This is a genomic window from Spiroplasma endosymbiont of Danaus chrysippus (assembly GCF_902809815.1).
In the GTDB taxonomy this organism is placed as follows: Bacteria; Bacillota_I; Bacilli_A; order Mycoplasmatales; family VBWQ01; genus Spiroplasma_E.
Map to the genome: position 1 here is coordinate 1 of NZ_CADDIL010000002.1, position 19,043 is coordinate 19,043.

Here is a 19,043-nt window from a genome sequence, read left to right on the forward strand (position 1 = left end):
ATTACTTTAATAAAGTATAGGTTTAATAAAATAATTAATTATAATTGTTCAACAATTAAAAATGAGAGTTTTATCTCTCATTTAATTTCTTATTAAATCTAACTAAGGTTGCAATACGTCCATAATAAGTGTTCTTTTAACTTTTGTATTTCTAATTTTTGAAAATTATTTTTATATTCTCTTTCAGCAACATAACCTAAATCTCGTAATACTGTTTCACGATTAGGAGTAAAACTATAATTCATTAAATAACGTTTATTACCAATAATTTTATCTGTTAAAATTTCTTTTCCACTTACTTGACTAATAATTTCTTGTAAATTTTTTGCTTCTTTAATACCAACTTGTTCTAATGTTTTAGTTTCTTGTGCTAGTTTAATAAATTTAGTTGTGCGATAACCACGACTAATTTTATTAAGTCCAGCAAATGCAGGTAATAAATTTAAAAAAGTATTTAATTTTGTTACATTTCCTTTTAAATAATCATAAACTTGATTAATAGTAAAATCAGTTGTAGCATAAATACCAAAATTAATAGTACTTGCAATAAAATCACTTGCACCTAATCCAAGGGCTACACTTTCACTTAATCCACCAGTAAAAGGAGCAAGTGCTACTGCTATAACTTGTACACCAATCATTTCTAAAATTTCTCATCAAAAACTTTTATTTTCTTGTTGTTTACTTATTCTAGTATGTTTTGGTTTATTTATGTTTAAAAGTATTGCTGTACTAGTTGTACCGATTGGCATGATATTAATTTCCTTTATTTAAGAGTTATTTTAATCAGATTTGTTGTTCCTTTATAATTTAAGTCATTAACATTAGCAGTAATAGTTATGTATAAGTCACCTGCTTTTTGTTTTTGATTACTTACATTAGTTTTTCCTTGTGCATCACTAAAATATTTAATAGTTGGATTTGTTAAATTAGGATTTAATGATTTAAGTTCATTAGTACTTTTTATTTGTGTATTTAATTCACTATTATTGTTATTAACATTTGCAGTAATATCAGTTGTTAAACTTGTAATTTTAGTTTTTAAATCAGTTTTATCAGTATTAATAATTCCACATGCCATTCAACGTGATGTTGTTTCATTATTAGAAATATAAGGTATTGCTTGACCTGTAACTTCTCCACCAACTAAATACATTCTTCCAACTTTACCATCTGCCACTTCTTGAACATAAATAATTGTATCTTGCAACATATATCTTTTCATTGCTCTTGGCGTTGCTAAAACAAATGACATAATTTCATCATCATTTTTATCATTTTTAAAAGTCATATAGTCATCCATTACAATTTGACATAATACACCTTTAATATATAAATCATTACCATTTAATCTTAATTGTTGTGCAATTTCATTATCAGTAATTAAACCTTTATTATCTGCCAAGTAAACTATACTATCATAAAGAGCATTAGTAATAAAGAATCTACAATTTGCAATATTTCTATATTGAAATAATGTATTTCATGCCCCCAACATTGCTTCTACATATTTAATTGCTTGTGATTTTGGTTCTGTTGATTTTTCAATCATAAATTTAATTGCATATTTTGCAATTACATTAGTATTGTTATTAGCTAAATAATCTGCTAAATCATTAGCAACTTCATATTGCATACTTTGTAATAAATTTTGTCCATTTTCTGCTAATAAATCTTTTGCTGCAATTGTTTCGCCAGCAACAGCTTCTTCTGTAATTTCTTTAATAATTTTATCTGTATCAGCATATCCGACATCTATTCTTTTACTCTTATCATTTCATTGAAGAACTTTAACTTTTGGGTCTTTTGGTTTTTTAACTATAAATTCAATTCTTGTTGAATTAACCATTTCGATAGGAAAAAAACTTGCCCATGGACTATTTGATTGTTTAAAAAATTCTATAAATTCTGGTGCTTCTACTAATTTTTCGGTATTATCTAAATTTTGTTTGAATGGTACTGCCATTTTTTATTTTCCTTCCTTATAATTTATTTTTATTTTTATAATCCAATAAAGCATTTTTTATTGAATTTGGTTGATTTGTTATTATTGTTTGTGGTTTGCCACCTGTATTAATTGTTTCTTTAAATACTGGTTGTTCTTTAATTATTTTTTTAATAGTTTCTTCAATTTTTGAATTTTCTAAATTATTAGTTTTAAATTTTAAAAAATCATAAAATTCAGTTTTAACTTGATATTTTTTAAATATATTAATTATTTCTTTTTCTTTAATTTCTTGATTAAGTTTATTTAACTTATTTTCTGCTTCATTAACTTTATTTTCTATTTCTTGTTGAGCATTATTTTCAGTTAAAGGTTCAGTTGTTTGTTGAACATTATCTTCATTTTCTAACATTTACATCACCCTTTATTATTTATTTTCTTTATTAATTTTTTCATTTAATTTTGCTAATTTTTTTTGATGTTTGATAATTTTGTTATTTGCTCTAACATGTTTTGGAGTTGTGATAAATCTTTTTAATAAAACAATAATTTCTCTGCAAATTAATGTTCCAACACTTGTTCCAATAATTATTAATTCATGTAAAAATTCTTTCATCTGAATATTTTCCTTTCAATTGTTTATTTTTTAATTATTCATCAAATTGACCACCATTAATTCTTTCAATCATTGATTGTGAATTACTTATAACTTCTACTAATACAGATATTTCTTTATTGAATTCTTCTATTTTTTCTTTATATGTTTTTATTTCTTTATTATAATATTCAAGTAATTTTTCTTTATTCATAAATTATTCACCTCCTTTATAAACTCATGTGATTATAATCTCAATTTAATGAAGCATTATCGTGATTTAATGCTACTTCGCTCATATTATCACTACCGTATTGACTAGTTGTTTCACTATTAATTGTGAATCTATTATCATTTACTAATCTTGCAGTTTCATCATTAAATGATGTTTCTTGCATTTCTTCATTATGATGTGTAGTTTCCATAGGTAGTAAATTATGGATTATTTCACTTGCACCAGCAATTATGGTAGGTACTGCATAAGCATTATTAAAATCATTATTAATACCCATTGCTAGACCACTTGATATTAAACATCCACCAGTAGCCATATTACAAATCTTTCTTATTGTTTCAAATTTATTAGGTATTAACTCAGTTAATCCACTAATAAGATTTGAAATACCATAAGCATTTAAACTAATATATGTATCTCAATCCATTAATGACTGATGTTCTTGTTTATCTAATAGTAATCATGGAGGACCCTCAGTTGTAGTTGTAGTAGTTATTGGAGTTGGTGTTGTTGGAATAATAGGATTAATATTATTTTCTGTTCATTTACTATAATTTGCTAATCCAATTATTCCTAAACCCAGTAATATTTTTTTACTACTATTAATTAGTTTAGTTTTAGTATTTGGTCTTTGATTTAAATTTCATATATCTAAACCTAATTTTTTACCAAATAATAAACTATTAATTGAACCTAATACTGGATTTGCAATTACTTGACCATAATAAGCACTTGTACCAATCATTGCACAAATTGGACTTATTCCAGTTCTAATTAATTTAGTTAAAGTATAATTTGATTGATTTTCTATACTTGGCATTTTATTCTCCTTTAATTTTCTAATTTTTTAATTGTTACTTTAATTCAACCTTGATAAACATCATTATCACCAACTATTAATGCAACATTACTTTCTGGGTCAGAAACAATTATGTGTTTTGATTTAACATTTGGATATTGTCTTAAAATAATTGCTCTAATATCATTACTTGTATGAATTGCTTTTGGAAATGGTGATAATATTTCAATTTCATCTTTATTTTCAAACAAAGTAGGTAATATTATCATTAATTATTTCTCCTTATTTTTAATTTGATTAGCAATTTCACTTAATATTTTTAATACTTTATATTCATTTTTTAATTCTTTAATAATAAATATTAAAAATATTATTAGTGTTATGCTTGTTATTAATATTGGTACTATTAATAAAATTTTTCATAATATCATTTTTTACTCTTTTCATTTTTTAAATCATTTAACATTAATTGAACAAAATGCACGATTTTTAGGAATGTTTAAAGTATTAAAAATTTGACCAGTTACTATAATTTCATCATTTTTGTTTAATAAAATACATCGGTTATAAAATTTTGGGTTATTAAAAATTAAAGTAACATAGTTTAATCCATTTCATTGACCTCTAACACTATAATATAATTCTTTATTACCTTTTTCGTAATATTTTGCTTCAATAGTGTTACTCAGTTTTACTGTTAATTTGACATAATTTGATTTCTCTTTCATTTTTATAATTCCTTATAATTGGGTTTGTTTATACGCATCTTGTTCATGTTTTGTTAATTTTATATTTCCTTGATAATTTGGTATTTTATCTTTATTTTTTGGATGGTTTTCTTGATAATCTCAATTCATAATATCTTGTACTAATACCATTAATGCACCAATAATTTTAGGTGTTGCTAAGGGATTGGTTAATAATTGTTTTGGGTTTAAATAAAAATTTTCTACACTTACTAATACTTTTTTATTATTTAAAAATTTTTTAAAATATAATAATTTTTCTTTATAAATATTTTTACATTCTAAAATAGTTTTTGCTTGGAATGTTTCATGAAAAATAATATTATTAGTTTCATTTGAATAGATAATAATGCCANTTACAATTACAAAAAAAAGACAAGATTTTTATTCTCGTCTTTTGTCATTTATTTTTAATTCAAGGGTAAAAAAAGAAAGGAGCTATTTTTAAAACTTTTTAGTTACCGACATCTTCGGTACGCTCCCAAAAAAAGTTACTTAAGTAACTTTATTTATGAATTTACATTTGTTTTTGAGGCTTTTTAGTAATCTGTGTTTCTTTGTTTTACAAAGTACTAGTTCAGATTAATTCTGTCTTCAAATTTTATCATAAAATGAGCAATTGCTGTATTTCAATTTTGAATAGGCAATGTTCATTTTTTTGTGATATTTTCAATTGCTAAGTAAAAAATTTTAAAAACTGCCATATCATTAGGAAAAACTTTTTTATTTCTAATAACTTTTCGTAATTGGCTATTAACAGATTCAATAGCATTTGTAGTATAAATTACCCTTTTAATTTCTGCTGGATAACTAATAAAAACCATTAAATTTTCTCAATTTTTATATCAAGATTTAGCAATTTGTGGATATTGTTTATTTCATTTACTTTCAAATGATTCTAAAGCTTGCATTGCTTGTTCTTCACTACATGCTGTATAAATTGGCTTTAAATCGATAACTAGAGACTTTCGATGTTTGTATGAAACATATTTTAAGCTATTTCTAATTTGATGAACTATGCATAATTGATGTTCAGTTTTAGGATAAACTGATTGTATTGCCTCTGACATGCCTGTTAAATTATCACTACAAGCAATAAGAATATCATTTAAGCCTCGATTTTTCATTTCTGTAAAATTATTTAATCAGAATTTAGCACCTTCATTTTCACTAATTCATAAACCTAAAACATCTTTTTTACCTTCTAAATCAACTCCTAAAGCTATATAAACTGATTTGTTAATAATACGTTTATCCTGACGTACTTTAACTACGATACAATCAAAATAAATGATTGGATAAACACTATCTAATGGACGATTTTGCCATGCTTTGACATCATCAATGACATCATCAGTAATTTGACTAATTACGCTTTCGCTAATATCTGCGCCATCATATAACTCTTGCAACTGCATTCTAATATCTGATAAAGTCATACCTTTTGCATATAGTGAAAGAACTTGTTGATCAAAACCATCAAATCTTCTCTGTCTTTTTGTGATTATTACTGGTTCAAAATTACTATTGCGATCTCTTGGTACATCAATTTCAATTTTACCTTGTTGAGTTATTAATTTTTTTTGATGTTGTACCATTACGAACATTGTCATTATTACTGCGTTGATTTCTTTCGTGTCCTAAATAATTTTGCATCTCACAATTCAACATTTTTTCTACCAATCGTTTAGTTAATTCTTTATATAAGCCTCCCTCTTTAAAAACTGTTGTTAAATCCTCACTATTTTCTAATAATAAATCTACTGCTTTTGATATTGGATCATTGTTATTAAGATTATCTTTTTTAGCCATCTGTAACTCACTCTTTCTAGATATATAAATTATATTTACTAGAATTAATTAAACATAGTTATTTTTGTAAGTCACACAGATTACTAAACATTCCCTTGTTTTTTTTTTGAAGTCTAAAATTAAATATATTTCTTGTATAAAATAAATATTATTTTTTATTGTTCCATATTTTAAATTTATAACAATTCTTTTAAAAAAATTATTATTTTCTTTATATATTAAATTTAAAGTTTCTTCATTAAAATGATATTTTTTTAAATTATTTTTCAAAATTTGAAATTGTTCATTTGTGATATATTGATAATTTAATGGTGAAGGTAGTATATTCACTAACAATCATTTTTCATAACTTAAATGCATGTTTTTATTAATTATTCTGTTTTTTTCTTTTTAATGCAGTCAATAATATTTGTTATTAAAAATGAATAATTTTGTTTATTAACAAATTCAAGGCTTCCAATTAAAGGTTCTGTTGATAAGAGTTTCCTAAACTTTTTTGTTTCTCTACTAGACATTAAATGACTGTCTGTAAGCTCACAATATATTTCTTTTTTATTTATCAAATTTATTTTATAATCTATTTCTCCTCTATTATCATTTTTATCCAATGATTCATATGATAAAAAAAATCTTTTTAAAATCTTTTGAAGAAAGAATTAAACATGAGATAAAATCATTTATTTTTAAATTTAATGTTTTTTGTTTTTCATCTTCTCTTCTTTTTCTTCTTGCTTTTTTTGTTTCAGAAACTATACTGCCGTCTTCATATATATAATTATTGTAAGTTATTTCATTGGTAGAATAAGAAGCAATATTTTTATTTTCTATTGTATTTAATATAAATTTAGATTCTAATAATTTCATTTAATAATAACTCCATTTAGATAAAAAAATCATTAATAAATGATATTTTTTTTTGTTAATTTACTTTTTCATATTGAGCTTGTAGAAATAAGAATTGATATTAATGTTAGTTTTTACCCCATAATTCCAGCTTCATATAAATGTTTAAAGTGACCTTCTTTAACTTTTAATTCATCAAAAGTACCAACTTGAACTAAACCTTTTTCTTTTTCTAAAACTAAAATCTTATCAACAGTTTTAATTGTTGATAAACGATGGGCAATAATAATACTAGTACGACCAATCATTAATTTATTAAATTGTGCTTGTATTTCCTTTTCGACAATATTATCTAAAGCACTAGTAGCTTCATCTAAAATTAATAGTTCTGGATTTTTTAAAAAGATACGAGCAATAGCTACTCTTTGTTTTTGACCACCAGATAAGTTAATCCCACGTTCACCTAAAATTGTATTATAACCATTAGGTAATTGTTCAATGTAATCATGTAAGTTAGCTTTACTTGCAGCAATTTTGATTTCTTCTAAAGTTGCTCCTTGCTTAGTATAACTAATGTTTTCAGCAAATGTGCCAAATAAAATTTGTGGATCTTGTTCAATATAGCCAATATGATGTAAGTATTGTGCTAAGTCAATATCACGTAAATCAGTATTATTATTAATTAAAATTCTTCCTTCAGCAGGGTCATAGTAACGTAGTAACAACTTAGAAATAGTAGTTTTTCCGACACCAGTTGCACCAACAATAGCATAACTTTTACCTTTTTCAAAAGTGAAAGAGAAGTTATTTAAAATTCAGTCTTCTTTTTCATCATAGCGGAAATTAACATTTTCAAAAATAATATCACTAGTAATTTGTTTTACTGGTAAGGCTTTTTCTTTATTAACTATTTTTGGTTTAATATTAAGAATTTCATTAACTCTGAAAATTGAAGTTGATGTTTTAGCTCAATTACCTAAGAATTGAATACTTTGAATAACTGGGAAAATTAAAGTGTTGACTGCTAATAAAAAAGCAATTAGTGTTGGAATACTAATGATTTGTTTACTTACAAACATGAAACCAGCAACTAAACCAACAATGTTAATTCCTGTTAGTAATGTAATTAGTAATGCTCTAGTAAAACTTTCAAAAGTAATAGTTTTTTTTGCTGCTTGGTAATATTTAAGATGTTCATTAGAAAATCTTTTATTTTCACTTTTTTCTGTAGCATTACTTTTAATTAAAGTAATAGTATTTAGTCGATCAGTAATATCAGCATTAACTTCAGTGTAAACTTTTCTTCATTTATAGTTTAAATAACGAATAATTTGAACATTTAATACTGATATTATTAAAATTGATAAAACAATACCTAAAACAATTAATGATAATTGTCAATTTAAAGAAAAAATAACGTAAATTGAACCAAAAAAAGTCACAATTGAACTAAGCATAGTTAAAGGAATAGATTGAATATTTTCACCAATAACACTAGTATCACTAATTAGTTTTGTTAAAGTGTCACCAATTTTGCGATCTTCATAGTATGACATATCTAAATCTAGTAAATGTTTTAAAACTTTATTTCGATATTCAATTTCAACTTTAATACCAATGATGCTTCCTGTTAAATTACGAAAGTACATAAATAATCCTGATGCAATTTGTAAACTAATTAAAATATAAGCTAAAGTAGTAATTTTTTCTCATTGAAAACCATCGGGGGTAGCTAAAAAATTATTAGTAATTTTAGGAATAATCACTGAAATTATTGAAGAAGCAATAGTGGTTAGTATTGCAATTAGATAAAGTAGTGGATATTTTTTAAAGTATTTAATAACTGCGCTTAAGAAACCACTTTTTTTTATTTTTGATTCATTATAATCAGTCATGCTTTTTTTTATTTTTGCTGTTGTTTTTTCTTTTGTCGGCGAAGCAGTAATTTTTGTTTTATTTTTTTTTGACATAATATTTGATCTCCTTATTAATAATTTATTTTTTATTTGTTATAGTGGTAACCCCAATTCTTTTAATGGAATATAATTAAAAAAATAACGACAATTACTATCTATTATATAATTTAAAGTATCTTTATATTCTGGTTTTTTAAATCAATCACTTAATAAATATCAGTATTCAATTTTGCAATTTAATATTGGTAAAAGTTTTTGTCATTGTTTTCTTTTAAAATCACAAGTTTGTAGTTTTTCATCAACACTTCCAGCAACATTTTGTGTTTTAATTTCAATAATGAAAAAAGTATTATTCTTATATACAAAAATACTGTCATCTGGTAGTAATTTTTTTGATAAAAAGTAATTTCAGTTTAAATTGTGGTGTTTTTCTAAATAAACATAGATTGCATGTTTTTTGAAAATATTAGCAACATGTTCTCCCATATAAAACAATTCAAATGCATCATTTCTTTTTAAATTGTGAATTCCAATCATATTTTTAATTTCATAATTTTCCTGTTTTTTAAAAAATGAATATAACTCTTTTTCTCCTTCAAAAGCGAGACCAGTTTTTGTATTTGCACCACCGATTCGATTTTTAACCATTATTATCATCCAATCTTTTTTTTGCTAGATTAAAATATTCAATATTATTTTCAATTCCTATGAAATTTCTATTGTGTATTTTACATGCAAGACCAGTTGTGCCACTGCCCATAAACGGATCTAAGACAATATCATTTTCATTAGTACAAGCAATTATAATTCTTTTTAAAAGATCTAATGGTTTTTGTGAAGGATGTTTACCATAAATTTTTTCAAATGGTTTAGGGGTAGTTATTGCTCAAACACTTCGCATTTGCTTATCTTCATTCTTAAAATTATCTTCTTCTCATTTAGAATATTTCATATCTTTGTAATTAAAAACATGTTTAGAATTACTATCTTTTTTTGCTCATATTAATGTTTCATGACTAGCAGTAAAATTTCTACAACCAATATTAGGTGTACAATTAGGTTTGTATCAAGCTATGTCGTTAAGAATGTGAAAATTTAGTTCTTGTAAAATAAAACCACAAATATAAATAGAATGATAAGTTCCAGTAATTATTAAAGTTCCATTTGGTTTTAAAATTCTTTTGCATTCTTTAATTCATTTTTGATGAAATTTATAATTTTCAAGAAAACCTTTACTTTTATCTCATTCACCTTTATTAACAGATGTTCTTTTGCCAGCGTTAACACTATAACCATCATTTGATAAAAAATAAGGTGGATCGATAAATATAAAATCAACTAATTCATTTTTCATTTTTTTCATTTTAACAAAACTATCTCCAAAAATAAGATTTATTTTTTTAACTTGATTTGAATTTGAATTATCTATTTTAAGTTTAACTGTTTTTCCATTTTTGGTTTCTAATTCTTTACTCACTAAACTCATTATTAGTACTCCTTAGTTACAATTATTTGTTTATATTATTACAATACTATTTAGTTTATTAAACTTCCCTTTTCTTTAATATTATATATTAAATAATTAATAAATAAGTATTTTACTATAGATACTATTTGTTAATTTTTATTACTTCACGTTTCATATATTGTTAAAAACTTATTATTTAATGGTTTTTTTGTTCTAGTAAATGCTTTTTTAAAATTTCTAGATAGTATTTAAAAGCAACAGTTAAATCTTGAAAGGCAAGTTTTCTTAATTCTTCAACATAATAATGGTTACGTTCAATTGATATTTTATCTGCTAATAATACTATTAATTCTAAAGGTTTCATTTCAGTTGCACCAGTAGTGTGTTTAGCAATTGCATGAAGAACTAAATCATCATGGTACTGATAATGATTTTTTAAATACAATGCTGCTACATAACCATGTCAAATTGGAAATGGTTCTTGTAAAATTTCTTTATTATATTTTGTTAAAAATTTAGTCATTTTATTTTTACTTCATTGTTTGCAAAGGTCATGATAAGTGCCTGCAATTAGGGCTTTATTAGCATCTTCGTTATAATGAATTGCTAATTTAACAGCCATTTTACCAACATTAATACAATGTTCAGTTCTATTGTTATCCAAATTTGCTTTTAAACGCTCATAACTATATATTAAATTATTGTTAATATAATCATTAATTTTTATATCAATTTGATTAATAATTTCACCATTTCTAATTTTGGCAGAGCTAATATCACTACTTGGTCGAACTACTAAATTTTGACACTTGTATTTTGACATTAGTTCTAATGTTTTACGATAATGAGGGCGATTAACAACAATAATTTTAACTAAATTAATTAACTGTTCAATTCCTTGTCATTTATTTAAGGTATATAAATTATCAGAACCAATAATAAAAAAGAATTTGTGATTTGGATAGTTTTCAATAAAGTAGTTAATAGTATTAATAGTATAACTAGGTTGTTTACTTGTTAGTTCATAATCATTTAATTTTATTCAAGAATAGTTTTTAATAACTAAATTAATCATATCGACTCTTTGTTGATCGCTGGCACTGACACTGTCTTTTAACGGATTTTGTTTTGTTGGTAAAATTCAAACTTCATCAAGTGAAAGTTTATGATAAGCTGTATTTGCAATATTTAAATGTTGATTATGAAATGGATCAAAAGTTCCACCAAAAATGCCAATTCTTTTCATTATTTGCTAGTTCCTAATGATTCTAAAATTTCTTTATTATATTTTTTTGTTCTTATCATTTTAATTTCATGTAAATAAGGTGGATGTCCATTAATTCATGGCGTTTCTAAAATTTTTATTTTAGTAAGCAACAATGGATGATAAATAATGTTAATTAAAGTTTGAAAACCAAGGTAACCCATTCCTAAGTTAGCATGACGATCTTTATGAGCATTGATTGGGTTTTTAGAATCATTAACATGAATAACTAATAATTTATCTAATCCAATAAGTTGATCAAATTGTTGTATTACTTGTTCTAAATTATTATTAAGATCATAACCAGCATCAGATAAGTGACAAGTATCTCAACAAACACCAATTAGTTCGGGTCTTTTTACATTATTAATAATATATTGAAGTTGTTCAAAAGTAGTTCCTACTTCACTACCTTTTCCTGACATTGTTTCCAAAGCAATTTTTACAGTTTGTTTTTCTAAACATGCTGCATTTAATCCTTTAACAATTTGATCTAAAGCAGTTTGTGGTAAAGCACCAACAGCACTACCTGGATGTAAAACCAAAGTTTTAATGCCAATATCTTGACAGCGAATTATTTCTTGTCGTAAGAAATCTACTGCTAATTGGTAAGTACTTTTGTTAATACTATTAGCCACATTAATAATATAAGGAGCATGAACAATAAGATTATTAATATTAATATTTTTTTCAATTAGTTTTTCTGTAAATTCTTTAATAAATAATGCTTTGGTTGGTTTACGAATTGTATTTTGTGGAGCACCTGTATAAAACATAAACGTATTGGCATTATAACTTAGAGCTTCTTCAAGAGCACCTAATAAATATTTTGGTGCTTTCATTGAAACATGAGATCCAATAATTAATTTGTCATTTTCCATCTTGCTTCCTCTTTCATTATTAATTTTCATCAAAAAGTTTTTTTCTTCTTGCAATTGCTTGTGTTTTTTTAATTTTCTTAATTGATGCTTTAATGTGTTGTTTTCTTGTTTCTTTTTTTATTGCTTCTAAATCTTTATTAAATTTTTTCTTATAACCAGGAGTTACATTTTTATTTTTTTTAAAGCGATTAATAACATATTGCTCTTCTTTATTTCTTTCTATTTTTCGTTTATGAGCAACGATGTTGTCATTAGTAATTTCTGGTAGTAACTTATTATCTTTAATTTTATAGTATTCTATTGGAACGTTTAAATTTTTTAACTTATAAATAGTAGAATTATCACTCTTATCATAAAATACATAAGAAATACCTGAATAGTTAGCTCGTCCTGTTCGCCCTGCTCGATGAAAATAATATTCTATATTATTTGTCGGTAATTGTAAAGAGATAACATGAGATACCCCTTCAATATCAATACCACGTGCTGCAATATCTGAACAAACAACATATTGATATTCAAAATTTTTAATACGTTTAAAAGTTTGAGAACGTTCTCGTGCTGGTAATCCACCATGTAAGATTGCTACTTTTTTATTTTCTTCAATTAAGACGTTTGCAATTTCTTCAATATTTTCTTTGTTATTAACAAAAATTAAACATAAATAAGGATCAAACATTGTTAATAATGATTGTAGTTGTTTTTTACTATCTTGATGATGATGATTAATAAAAATATGTTGAATTTTTTGAGATTTATTATCAATACTAATTGTAGTAGCGTTAGTAATATATTTTTTTAATCAAGTAACTAGTTGGGGTAATATTGTTGCTGAAAAAGTCATAATTTGAGTATTTTTATTCATTTTAGTAATTAAAAAATCTAAATCTTCCATGAATCCCATATCAAATAACATATCACATTCATCAATAACTAAAGTGTTAGTGGTAGTAATTGCTAACATATTAAGTTCATATAAACGTTTTAATCTGGTTGGAGTGCCAATTACAATTTGTGGTTGATTATTACTTAAATTATTACTTTGACGAATAATATCTTTTCCACCCACTAAACAAGCAATGCTAATATTTTGATCTTTGATTAAAGCTTTTAAAAAATTGAACGTTTGTTGAGCAAGTTCACGAGTAGGTGTAATAATAACTGCTTGTGTTACTTTTAAAGTAACATTACAATTATTTAAAATTGGAATTAAATAAGTATGAGTTTTACCACTACCAGTAGCACTTTTAATAATTAAGTTTTTATTAGTTAATGCTAAAGGAATGATTTCAGTTTGGACTGGTGTTGGATTAATTAGTTTTTCTTTTTTTAAATTTTCAATTAGTCATGGTTGTAAATTAAATTGTTGAAATGACATACGTTCACCTTTTTCTTTAATGCAATATTAATATTTTATCTTATTTTTACTAAGTTCTTTAAAAAATAAGATAAAAAACTTTATTAAAAGTAATAATAATTACTATTTTAATGTTTAAGATTATTAATTTTCAAAAAATAAAAAAATACATCAGTAATTTATACAACTAATTGTTTATCTAAATTTCTAATTTAATAAAAGTAAAATGTCAATAGATTATTTGTAATCATGTAAAATTAACTTAGAAAAAATTTAAGGGCTTAGAAAAGAGGTTTGTAATTTATGTCAGAAGAAGATGAAGAAGAAAAGAAAAAGAAGAAGAAATCAACAAAAATTATTGCTGGTCTTATCGGCTCTGCAGCTTTAATTGGAGCCACCATTGCTGGTGGTATGACAGCTATTGCTGAAACAGAAGGAGAAAAAGAAGAAGAGGAAGAAAAAAATAAAAAAAAATCAAATGGTTCGATCTCTAAACATTCATCAATTAGTGATAATAAACGAATTTTAGCAGTAATTTTAAAAAGTAAAACAAATTTGTAATTAAAAACTGAAGACAAATTGAAAATGACAAGTCCAGAAACTGTAAAGGAGGTTATTAAAGAGAGACTAATTGAAAGTAATCCACAATCAAATTTAATAAAAGAAAAAATTATTTTAGGTAATTTAAAATATAATAATATGAACATTAAACCAACTACTTTAACAGTTGAAATGACTTATGATGACCCTTTAGTTATTGGAAGTGTAATTTTAAATGTAATTTATCCAAAATAAAAGATAAGAAGAACTTGTTTATAAAATGACGCAAATTTATATATTAAGAAAATTTAGGGGGTTATTTATATGCAAAATAATTTAAATATAATGTTTTTAGTTAATTGATCAGATTTTTCATTAAAGGACTGAATAATCATAGGATTATCAATATTATTATTAATGCTAACTTTTATTTTTATTTTAGTTATTTTTCTTTTTAAAAGAAAAAGATTTAATTTTAAAATAAATAATATTATAAGTGATAATTTAGTAAAAATAGGTAAAAATAATTATAAATTTTCAAGTAGAAATGCTTTTATACTCTTTAATGAAATTAAATCAATAATTTTAGATAAGCGTTATAAGTATTTTTATAAATTTAAAAAGAGATATAAAGATGGTAGTTTAAATAATGAACTTTTTGATATAGTTCAAAAATATTATTTAAAAAATGAAAAAGAATTAAAGAAAAAACCAAAACCTTTATTTGAAAATAAAAAAAATGATAAACCCAGTGATGCTGTTAATAAAAAAGATGATAAAAAAGTTAAATTTGTTTTTGATGATCAAGAAATGACAGTAAAAATTGAAGAAGATAAATAAAACTACTCAATTGAGTAGTTTTATTTATAACTATTTTTTATCTTTTAAAAATATGTATAAAAATTTAACACCAAATATTCTAGATATTATGATATAATTCTTTAAACTTAATTTAAGTTTTCAACTCATTATTTTATTTTTTTAAAGTAAATGGATTTTTTATTTTTTTGAAAGGAAGATTAAAAGATATGTATAGTAAAGTTAAAAAAATAAAAAGTATATATAAATTAATTGCTGAAATTAAAGAAGAAATAAAACTTCCAGAAGGATTTGAAGAAAGAAAAATGTACCATGCTTGAGTACAAGAACCAATTTGCAATGTTTTAGATACCACTTGATATCATGAAATTGATATAAAAATTCAAAATATTGAAAAAAGATTAAATAATAATATTAATAAAACTAGTTTAAAAGAAAGGGCGCATAACTTTAACCCTTGGAATCATAATTGGATAACAAAGAACGATATAACTATCGTTCTTTTTTTGTTAAAAGATTAAAACTTAATAAAACTGTCGTAGAAGTCTAATAGTGAGTACGAAATGTAAATACTTCTATATCAGTATAAAAGAGTTATTTAAGAATGTTAATGAAATTGTTGTTGTATGAAATTGAGATTAATTTTGCATAGAAATACACAACCACAAATCCTGTTTTATTTTCTATTTTCAAATAATTGCACCAAAAGGGGTTATGTATAACATACATACGTTATCAAATATATATTATCACAAACGAAAGTAAAACAAATAAAGAAAGGAATGATAGATATGATGTTTTCTATATTTAATTTATTATCAAGTGTTGACCCACAAACTCAACAGTTATTAAACAATTTAATGGAAGTATTGTTACCAATTTTGTATGCAATTGGTGGTTGTGGTTTAGCATTTAGTACTATCAAGTATGCTTTTAAAATTCATAGTGATCCCGAAAACAAAGGAGAGTATTTAAGACATATGGTTTGAAGTGTTTTAGGTTGTGCTTTGATTTTAATGTCATCAGGTATTGCTCATATTATTTTTGCAAGAATGCTAGGTTTATTGTAATTATGAGGTGCAATTATTGTTGACTAAGAGCAAGTTGAAGTATGAAAACTATGCTTTATGGCAACACTTTTTATAAACATATTTGTAACTATCATTTTATTGAAGAAGCAAATTTATTATTAGATGTTAAAGAAAATCTAAAAGAAAAATTAGGTGGTGAAAGTTAATGCAATTTATGTTTAATGATTTTTTAGGAATTAAAACAGCTTTTTTTCAAATACTTTATAACATTTTTGTGAAAGGGCCTTTATACATTGTTCATGGTTTAGGTGATGCTATTACTTATTTATCTGGTCAAAAAATTGTTGATAAAATTTTTGGAACAAATGGTCATTTTTTAAATATGCCTCCACAATTTTTGATTTTTTTAGCAATAGCAATTATGTTAATTGTGTTGTTTGCTGGGGGTGTAATTTTGCATGCTATGGTTCATCAAAATATACGTAGTGAAATTGCTGGTATTGCAAATCGTAGCATGGTGGTTAGCCCTAAATACTGGACCACTTTTGGATAGACAGTTTTAAATTTTTATTTGTGAAATTGGTGGTTTTAGAAATTTAGAATGTATTCTTTCGTAATTATAAAACATAATATATTGGTTTACATCATTTATAGCTTCATTGAGAGAAAAATATTGATTTGAACCTTTAGGTAGTCATTCTTGAGATAAATGAGAAAATCAGTTTTCAGATATTACATTGCCACCAATATCATAAGGTTGTTTTTTGCTTAAAATTATTTGCTTATCAGCAGCTCAATTTGTGATGTCTTGACAATAAAATTCGTTGGCGTTATCTGAGTGTAAAATAACGTTTTTTACTTGGTTTCAAGAGAATTGTTGATTTATTTTTTCAAGTGCAGGAAGGATTAAATCTTGATAGGATTTGTTTGAACATGTATTATAGCTTACAATATTATTTGAATAAAAATCAATAATTACAAAAAGATATAATCAACCTTNTTTTGTGAAAGGGCCTTTATACATTGTTCATGGTTTAGGTGATGCTATTACTTATTTATCTGGTCAAAAAATTGTTGATAAAATTTTTGGAACAAATGGTCATTTTTTAAATATGCCTCCACAATTTTTGATTTTTTTAGCAATAGCAATTATGTTAATTGTGTTGTTTGCTGGGGGTGTAATTTTGCATGCTATGGTTCATCAAAATATACGTAGTGAAATTGCTGGTATTGCAAATCGTAGCATAATTGTTATTTTGTTATTACTTTTAATTCCTTTATTTTTTTGGGTCATTAATTTTACAGTTATTTCAATAATTCACATTATTATGCCTGAATTTGTTCATGGAGAGAAATTAGCTAATATGGTTGGTGCATTAGGATTTACTGATGGATTAAATCATCAAGACTGACATTATGATGTAGGATATCCTGATATGGAAAACTACAATTTGTTTTTGGGTACACTTGGTAGTTTCTTTTGTATGATTATATTTTTCTATTTAGGTTTAAGTTTAATTCAACGAATTTTTGATTTGTTTTTATTGTATATAACTTCACCAATTATTTTTTCAACTGCAACAAGTGGTGTTAAATGACAAAAAATAAATTTGTGAAAAGATTTAGTTATTGGAAGATTTATTTCATCACTTGGAATTGTTTTGAGTTTAACTTTATTTATAAATTTAGAACCTTTAATGTTAAATGCTGGTAATGATGTAAGTGATAGTTGAATACGTCAGTCAACATTTAAATTGTTATTTATTACTGGTGGAGCTGTTGCTACATATAATTCGCAAATGTTGTTTGCTTCCATGGTTGGACAAACAGTTGGCATTATGGAGGGGATGCGTATGTTAACAACAATGAAATCTGCAAGTAGTGGTTTAAAAGCAGGAACGATTGGTATGTTTGGTCTGGGTAAAAGTTTACTTATAGGAAAAAGAAAAATGCTAGGCAAAAACAAAGATGGAGAAGGTAGTGGTGTTTTAAATAGATTACAAAGTGGTGGACTTGCAAAATTTGCAAGGTTTAGTACCAAAGCAACTGTTGGTTCAGTCTTAGCTACTGCTGGATTTATTGGTGGTTCTCTAGCTACATATAAAACATTTGGAGTAAAGGGTAGTTTAAAAAGAGCAGGTAAACACGCAATTGTAAATCCTACTAAAAAATTAGCCAATATAGTTAAATCAAAAAGTTCACAACAATATGCTAAAGGTACATCAAAACATGAATCACATAATTTAAAAAATGAACTTAAAAATCAATTTAAAAAGACTCCTTTTAAAAAAGAAGATATTGATTTATCAATAGTTGGCAGTGCAACAAATAAAAATGTTATTCATGGAACAACTGCACGATATACAAATAAACCTCGTAGTGAAGTTGACCAAAAAATTGTTGATAAGTATTTTGAAAATGGTCAACCAAATTGATATGACAATCAATCTAAAAATAATACTGAGAAAATAAAAAGTGATTGATTTGATACCAAAAACTTAGGTAAAAAACCTATGAGAAAAACAAAAAATAATTTGTTAATTGGTATGAAAAAAGATAAAAAAGGAGAAAAATAAATATGGCATACGTTTATTTAATAAAATATAAAGTTAATTATACATTTGAAACAAAATATAAAGCCTTTTGTACTTTTGTAGAGGCTAGTAATTTTCATAAAAATTATAAAAATCATTTATTAGAAAATGCGTTTATTACACATTATGAAATATTAGTATTGGAAGTTGATATGAATTGTACCAATCCAGAAAAACATTAATGAAAGGAAAAATATT

Annotated in this window: 26 protein-coding genes and 1 pseudogene; 9 read left to right on the forward strand and 18 right to left on the reverse strand. The window is 24.4% G+C overall.

Annotation, left to right across the window (positions count from 1 at the left end; translation table 4 throughout):
• Nucleotides 1–98: 98 nt before the first annotated feature.
• The 18 genes and pseudogenes from SPIRDC1_RS01760 to SPIRDC1_RS01850 form a co-directional block, all read right to left on the reverse strand.
• On the reverse strand, nucleotides 99–752 hold the full coding sequence (locus SPIRDC1_RS01760) for a hypothetical protein (RefSeq protein ID WP_174480265.1): 654 nt from the start codon (nucleotides 750–752) through the stop codon (nucleotides 99–101).
• Nucleotides 753–766: 14 nt separating this feature from the next.
• Nucleotides 767–1,966, reverse strand: coding sequence for a hypothetical protein (locus tag SPIRDC1_RS01765; protein WP_174480117.1), 1,200 nt, complete (start codon nucleotides 1,964–1,966; stop codon nucleotides 767–769).
• A gap of 16 nt (nucleotides 1,967–1,982) precedes the next feature.
• Nucleotides 1,983–2,357: a hypothetical protein gene (locus SPIRDC1_RS01770; RefSeq protein WP_174480115.1), complete on the reverse strand. Its 375-nt coding sequence runs from the start codon at nucleotides 2,355–2,357 to the stop codon at nucleotides 1,983–1,985.
• A 15-nt stretch (nucleotides 2,358–2,372) separates the two neighbouring features.
• A complete protein-coding gene (locus SPIRDC1_RS01775; protein WP_174480113.1) occupies nucleotides 2,373–2,561 on the reverse strand; it encodes a hypothetical protein in 189 nt (62 codons plus the stop codon).
• 34 nt (nucleotides 2,562–2,595) lie between these two features.
• On the reverse strand, nucleotides 2,596–2,754 hold the full coding sequence (locus tag SPIRDC1_RS01780) for a hypothetical protein (protein ID WP_174480111.1): 159 nt from the start codon (nucleotides 2,752–2,754) through the stop codon (nucleotides 2,596–2,598).
• A 16-nt stretch (nucleotides 2,755–2,770) separates the two neighbouring features.
• Nucleotides 2,771–3,595: a hypothetical protein gene (locus SPIRDC1_RS01785; RefSeq protein ID WP_174480110.1), complete on the reverse strand. Its 825-nt coding sequence runs from the start codon at nucleotides 3,593–3,595 to the stop codon at nucleotides 2,771–2,773.
• Between the two features lie 11 nt (nucleotides 3,596–3,606).
• Nucleotides 3,607–3,843 carry a hypothetical protein gene (locus tag SPIRDC1_RS01790; RefSeq protein ID WP_174480108.1) on the reverse strand — a complete coding sequence of 79 codons (237 nt, stop codon included), beginning with the start codon at nucleotides 3,841–3,843 and terminating at the stop codon, nucleotides 3,607–3,609.
• A 3-nt stretch (nucleotides 3,844–3,846) separates the two neighbouring features.
• Nucleotides 3,847–4,005 (reverse strand): hypothetical protein, encoded by a 159-nt coding sequence (locus SPIRDC1_RS01795; RefSeq protein WP_174480107.1) that lies wholly within the window; start codon nucleotides 4,003–4,005, stop codon nucleotides 3,847–3,849.
• Between the two features lie 3 nt (nucleotides 4,006–4,008).
• Nucleotides 4,009–4,302, reverse strand: coding sequence for a hypothetical protein (locus SPIRDC1_RS01800; RefSeq protein ID WP_174480106.1), 294 nt, complete (start codon nucleotides 4,300–4,302; stop codon nucleotides 4,009–4,011).
• A gap of 590 nt (nucleotides 4,303–4,892) precedes the next feature.
• Nucleotides 4,893–6,132 (reverse strand): annotated as a pseudogene (locus SPIRDC1_RS01810) (IS256 family transposase).
• A 371-nt stretch (nucleotides 6,133–6,503) separates the two neighbouring features.
• A complete protein-coding gene (locus SPIRDC1_RS01815; protein WP_174480267.1) occupies nucleotides 6,504–6,740 on the reverse strand; it encodes a hypothetical protein in 237 nt (78 codons plus the stop codon).
• Nucleotides 6,733–6,996, reverse strand: a complete 264-nt coding sequence (locus SPIRDC1_RS01820) for a hypothetical protein (RefSeq protein WP_174480268.1) — start codon at nucleotides 6,994–6,996, stop codon at nucleotides 6,733–6,735. Before SPIRDC1_RS01820 ends, SPIRDC1_RS01815 begins: the two co-directional genes overlap by 8 nt.
• Before the next feature lie 113 nt (nucleotides 6,997–7,109).
• Nucleotides 7,110–8,945, reverse strand: a complete 1,836-nt coding sequence (locus SPIRDC1_RS01825; RefSeq protein WP_174480269.1) for an ABC transporter ATP-binding protein — start codon at nucleotides 8,943–8,945, stop codon at nucleotides 7,110–7,112.
• A gap of 39 nt (nucleotides 8,946–8,984) precedes the next feature.
• Nucleotides 8,985–9,539, reverse strand: coding sequence for a hypothetical protein (locus tag SPIRDC1_RS01830; protein ID WP_174480270.1), 555 nt, complete (start codon nucleotides 9,537–9,539; stop codon nucleotides 8,985–8,987).
• Nucleotides 9,532–10,254: a DNA-methyltransferase gene (locus tag SPIRDC1_RS01835; protein WP_174480597.1), complete on the reverse strand. Its 723-nt coding sequence runs from the start codon at nucleotides 10,252–10,254 to the stop codon at nucleotides 9,532–9,534. The genes SPIRDC1_RS01830 and SPIRDC1_RS01835 overlap by 8 nt, the downstream gene beginning before the upstream one ends.
• Nucleotides 10,255–10,555: 301 nt before the next feature.
• Complete coding sequence (locus SPIRDC1_RS01840; protein ID WP_174480598.1) at nucleotides 10,556–11,605, reverse strand: nicotinate-nucleotide adenylyltransferase; 1,050 nt, start codon at nucleotides 11,603–11,605, stop codon at nucleotides 10,556–10,558.
• A complete protein-coding gene (locus SPIRDC1_RS01845; RefSeq protein WP_174480271.1) occupies nucleotides 11,605–12,504 on the reverse strand; it encodes a deoxyribonuclease IV in 900 nt (299 codons plus the stop codon). Before SPIRDC1_RS01845 ends, SPIRDC1_RS01840 begins: the two co-directional genes overlap by 1 nt.
• A 19-nt stretch (nucleotides 12,505–12,523) precedes the next feature.
• Nucleotides 12,524–13,882, reverse strand: a complete 1,359-nt coding sequence (locus tag SPIRDC1_RS01850; RefSeq protein ID WP_174480272.1) for a DEAD/DEAH box helicase — start codon at nucleotides 13,880–13,882, stop codon at nucleotides 12,524–12,526.
• A 282-nt stretch (nucleotides 13,883–14,164) separates the two neighbouring features.
• Between SPIRDC1_RS01850 and SPIRDC1_RS01855 the strand changes: the two genes are divergently transcribed.
• From SPIRDC1_RS01855 to SPIRDC1_RS01895, 9 genes are all read left to right on the forward strand, one after another.
• Complete coding sequence (locus SPIRDC1_RS01855; protein WP_174480273.1) at nucleotides 14,165–14,422, forward strand: hypothetical protein; 258 nt, start codon at nucleotides 14,165–14,167, stop codon at nucleotides 14,420–14,422.
• Nucleotides 14,423–14,440: 18 nt separating this feature from the next.
• Nucleotides 14,441–14,656, forward strand: coding sequence for a hypothetical protein (locus tag SPIRDC1_RS01860; RefSeq protein ID WP_174480274.1), 216 nt, complete (start codon nucleotides 14,441–14,443; stop codon nucleotides 14,654–14,656).
• Between the two features lie 69 nt (nucleotides 14,657–14,725).
• On the forward strand, nucleotides 14,726–15,241 hold the full coding sequence (locus tag SPIRDC1_RS01865) for a hypothetical protein (RefSeq protein WP_174480275.1): 516 nt from the start codon (nucleotides 14,726–14,728) through the stop codon (nucleotides 15,239–15,241).
• A gap of 167 nt (nucleotides 15,242–15,408) precedes the next feature.
• Nucleotides 15,409–15,741, forward strand: a complete 333-nt coding sequence (locus tag SPIRDC1_RS01870; protein ID WP_174480276.1) for a hypothetical protein — start codon at nucleotides 15,409–15,411, stop codon at nucleotides 15,739–15,741.
• A gap of 261 nt (nucleotides 15,742–16,002) precedes the next feature.
• The gene (locus SPIRDC1_RS01875; RefSeq protein WP_174480277.1) at nucleotides 16,003–16,290 is read left to right on the forward strand and encodes a hypothetical protein; all 288 of its coding nucleotides are present in this window, start codon (nucleotides 16,003–16,005) and stop codon (nucleotides 16,288–16,290) included.
• Between the two features lie 41 nt (nucleotides 16,291–16,331).
• Nucleotides 16,332–16,457 carry a hypothetical protein gene (locus SPIRDC1_RS10185; protein ID WP_255495895.1) on the forward strand — a complete coding sequence of 42 codons (126 nt, stop codon included), beginning with the start codon at nucleotides 16,332–16,334 and terminating at the stop codon, nucleotides 16,455–16,457.
• Nucleotides 16,457–16,804: a hypothetical protein gene (locus SPIRDC1_RS01880; protein ID WP_233214962.1), complete on the forward strand. Its 348-nt coding sequence runs from the start codon at nucleotides 16,457–16,459 to the stop codon at nucleotides 16,802–16,804. The genes SPIRDC1_RS10185 and SPIRDC1_RS01880 overlap by 1 nt, the downstream gene beginning before the upstream one ends.
• Before the next feature lie 451 nt (nucleotides 16,805–17,255).
• Entirely contained in the window at nucleotides 17,256–18,827 is a 1,572-nt protein-coding gene (locus tag SPIRDC1_RS10460; protein WP_174480280.1) for an Mbov_0396 family ICE element transmembrane protein, read from the forward strand.
• 2 nt (nucleotides 18,828–18,829) lie between these two features.
• Nucleotides 18,830–19,027 carry a hypothetical protein gene (locus tag SPIRDC1_RS01895; protein ID WP_174480281.1) on the forward strand — a complete coding sequence of 66 codons (198 nt, stop codon included), beginning with the start codon at nucleotides 18,830–18,832 and terminating at the stop codon, nucleotides 19,025–19,027.
• Nucleotides 19,028–19,043: the final 16 nt, after the last annotated feature.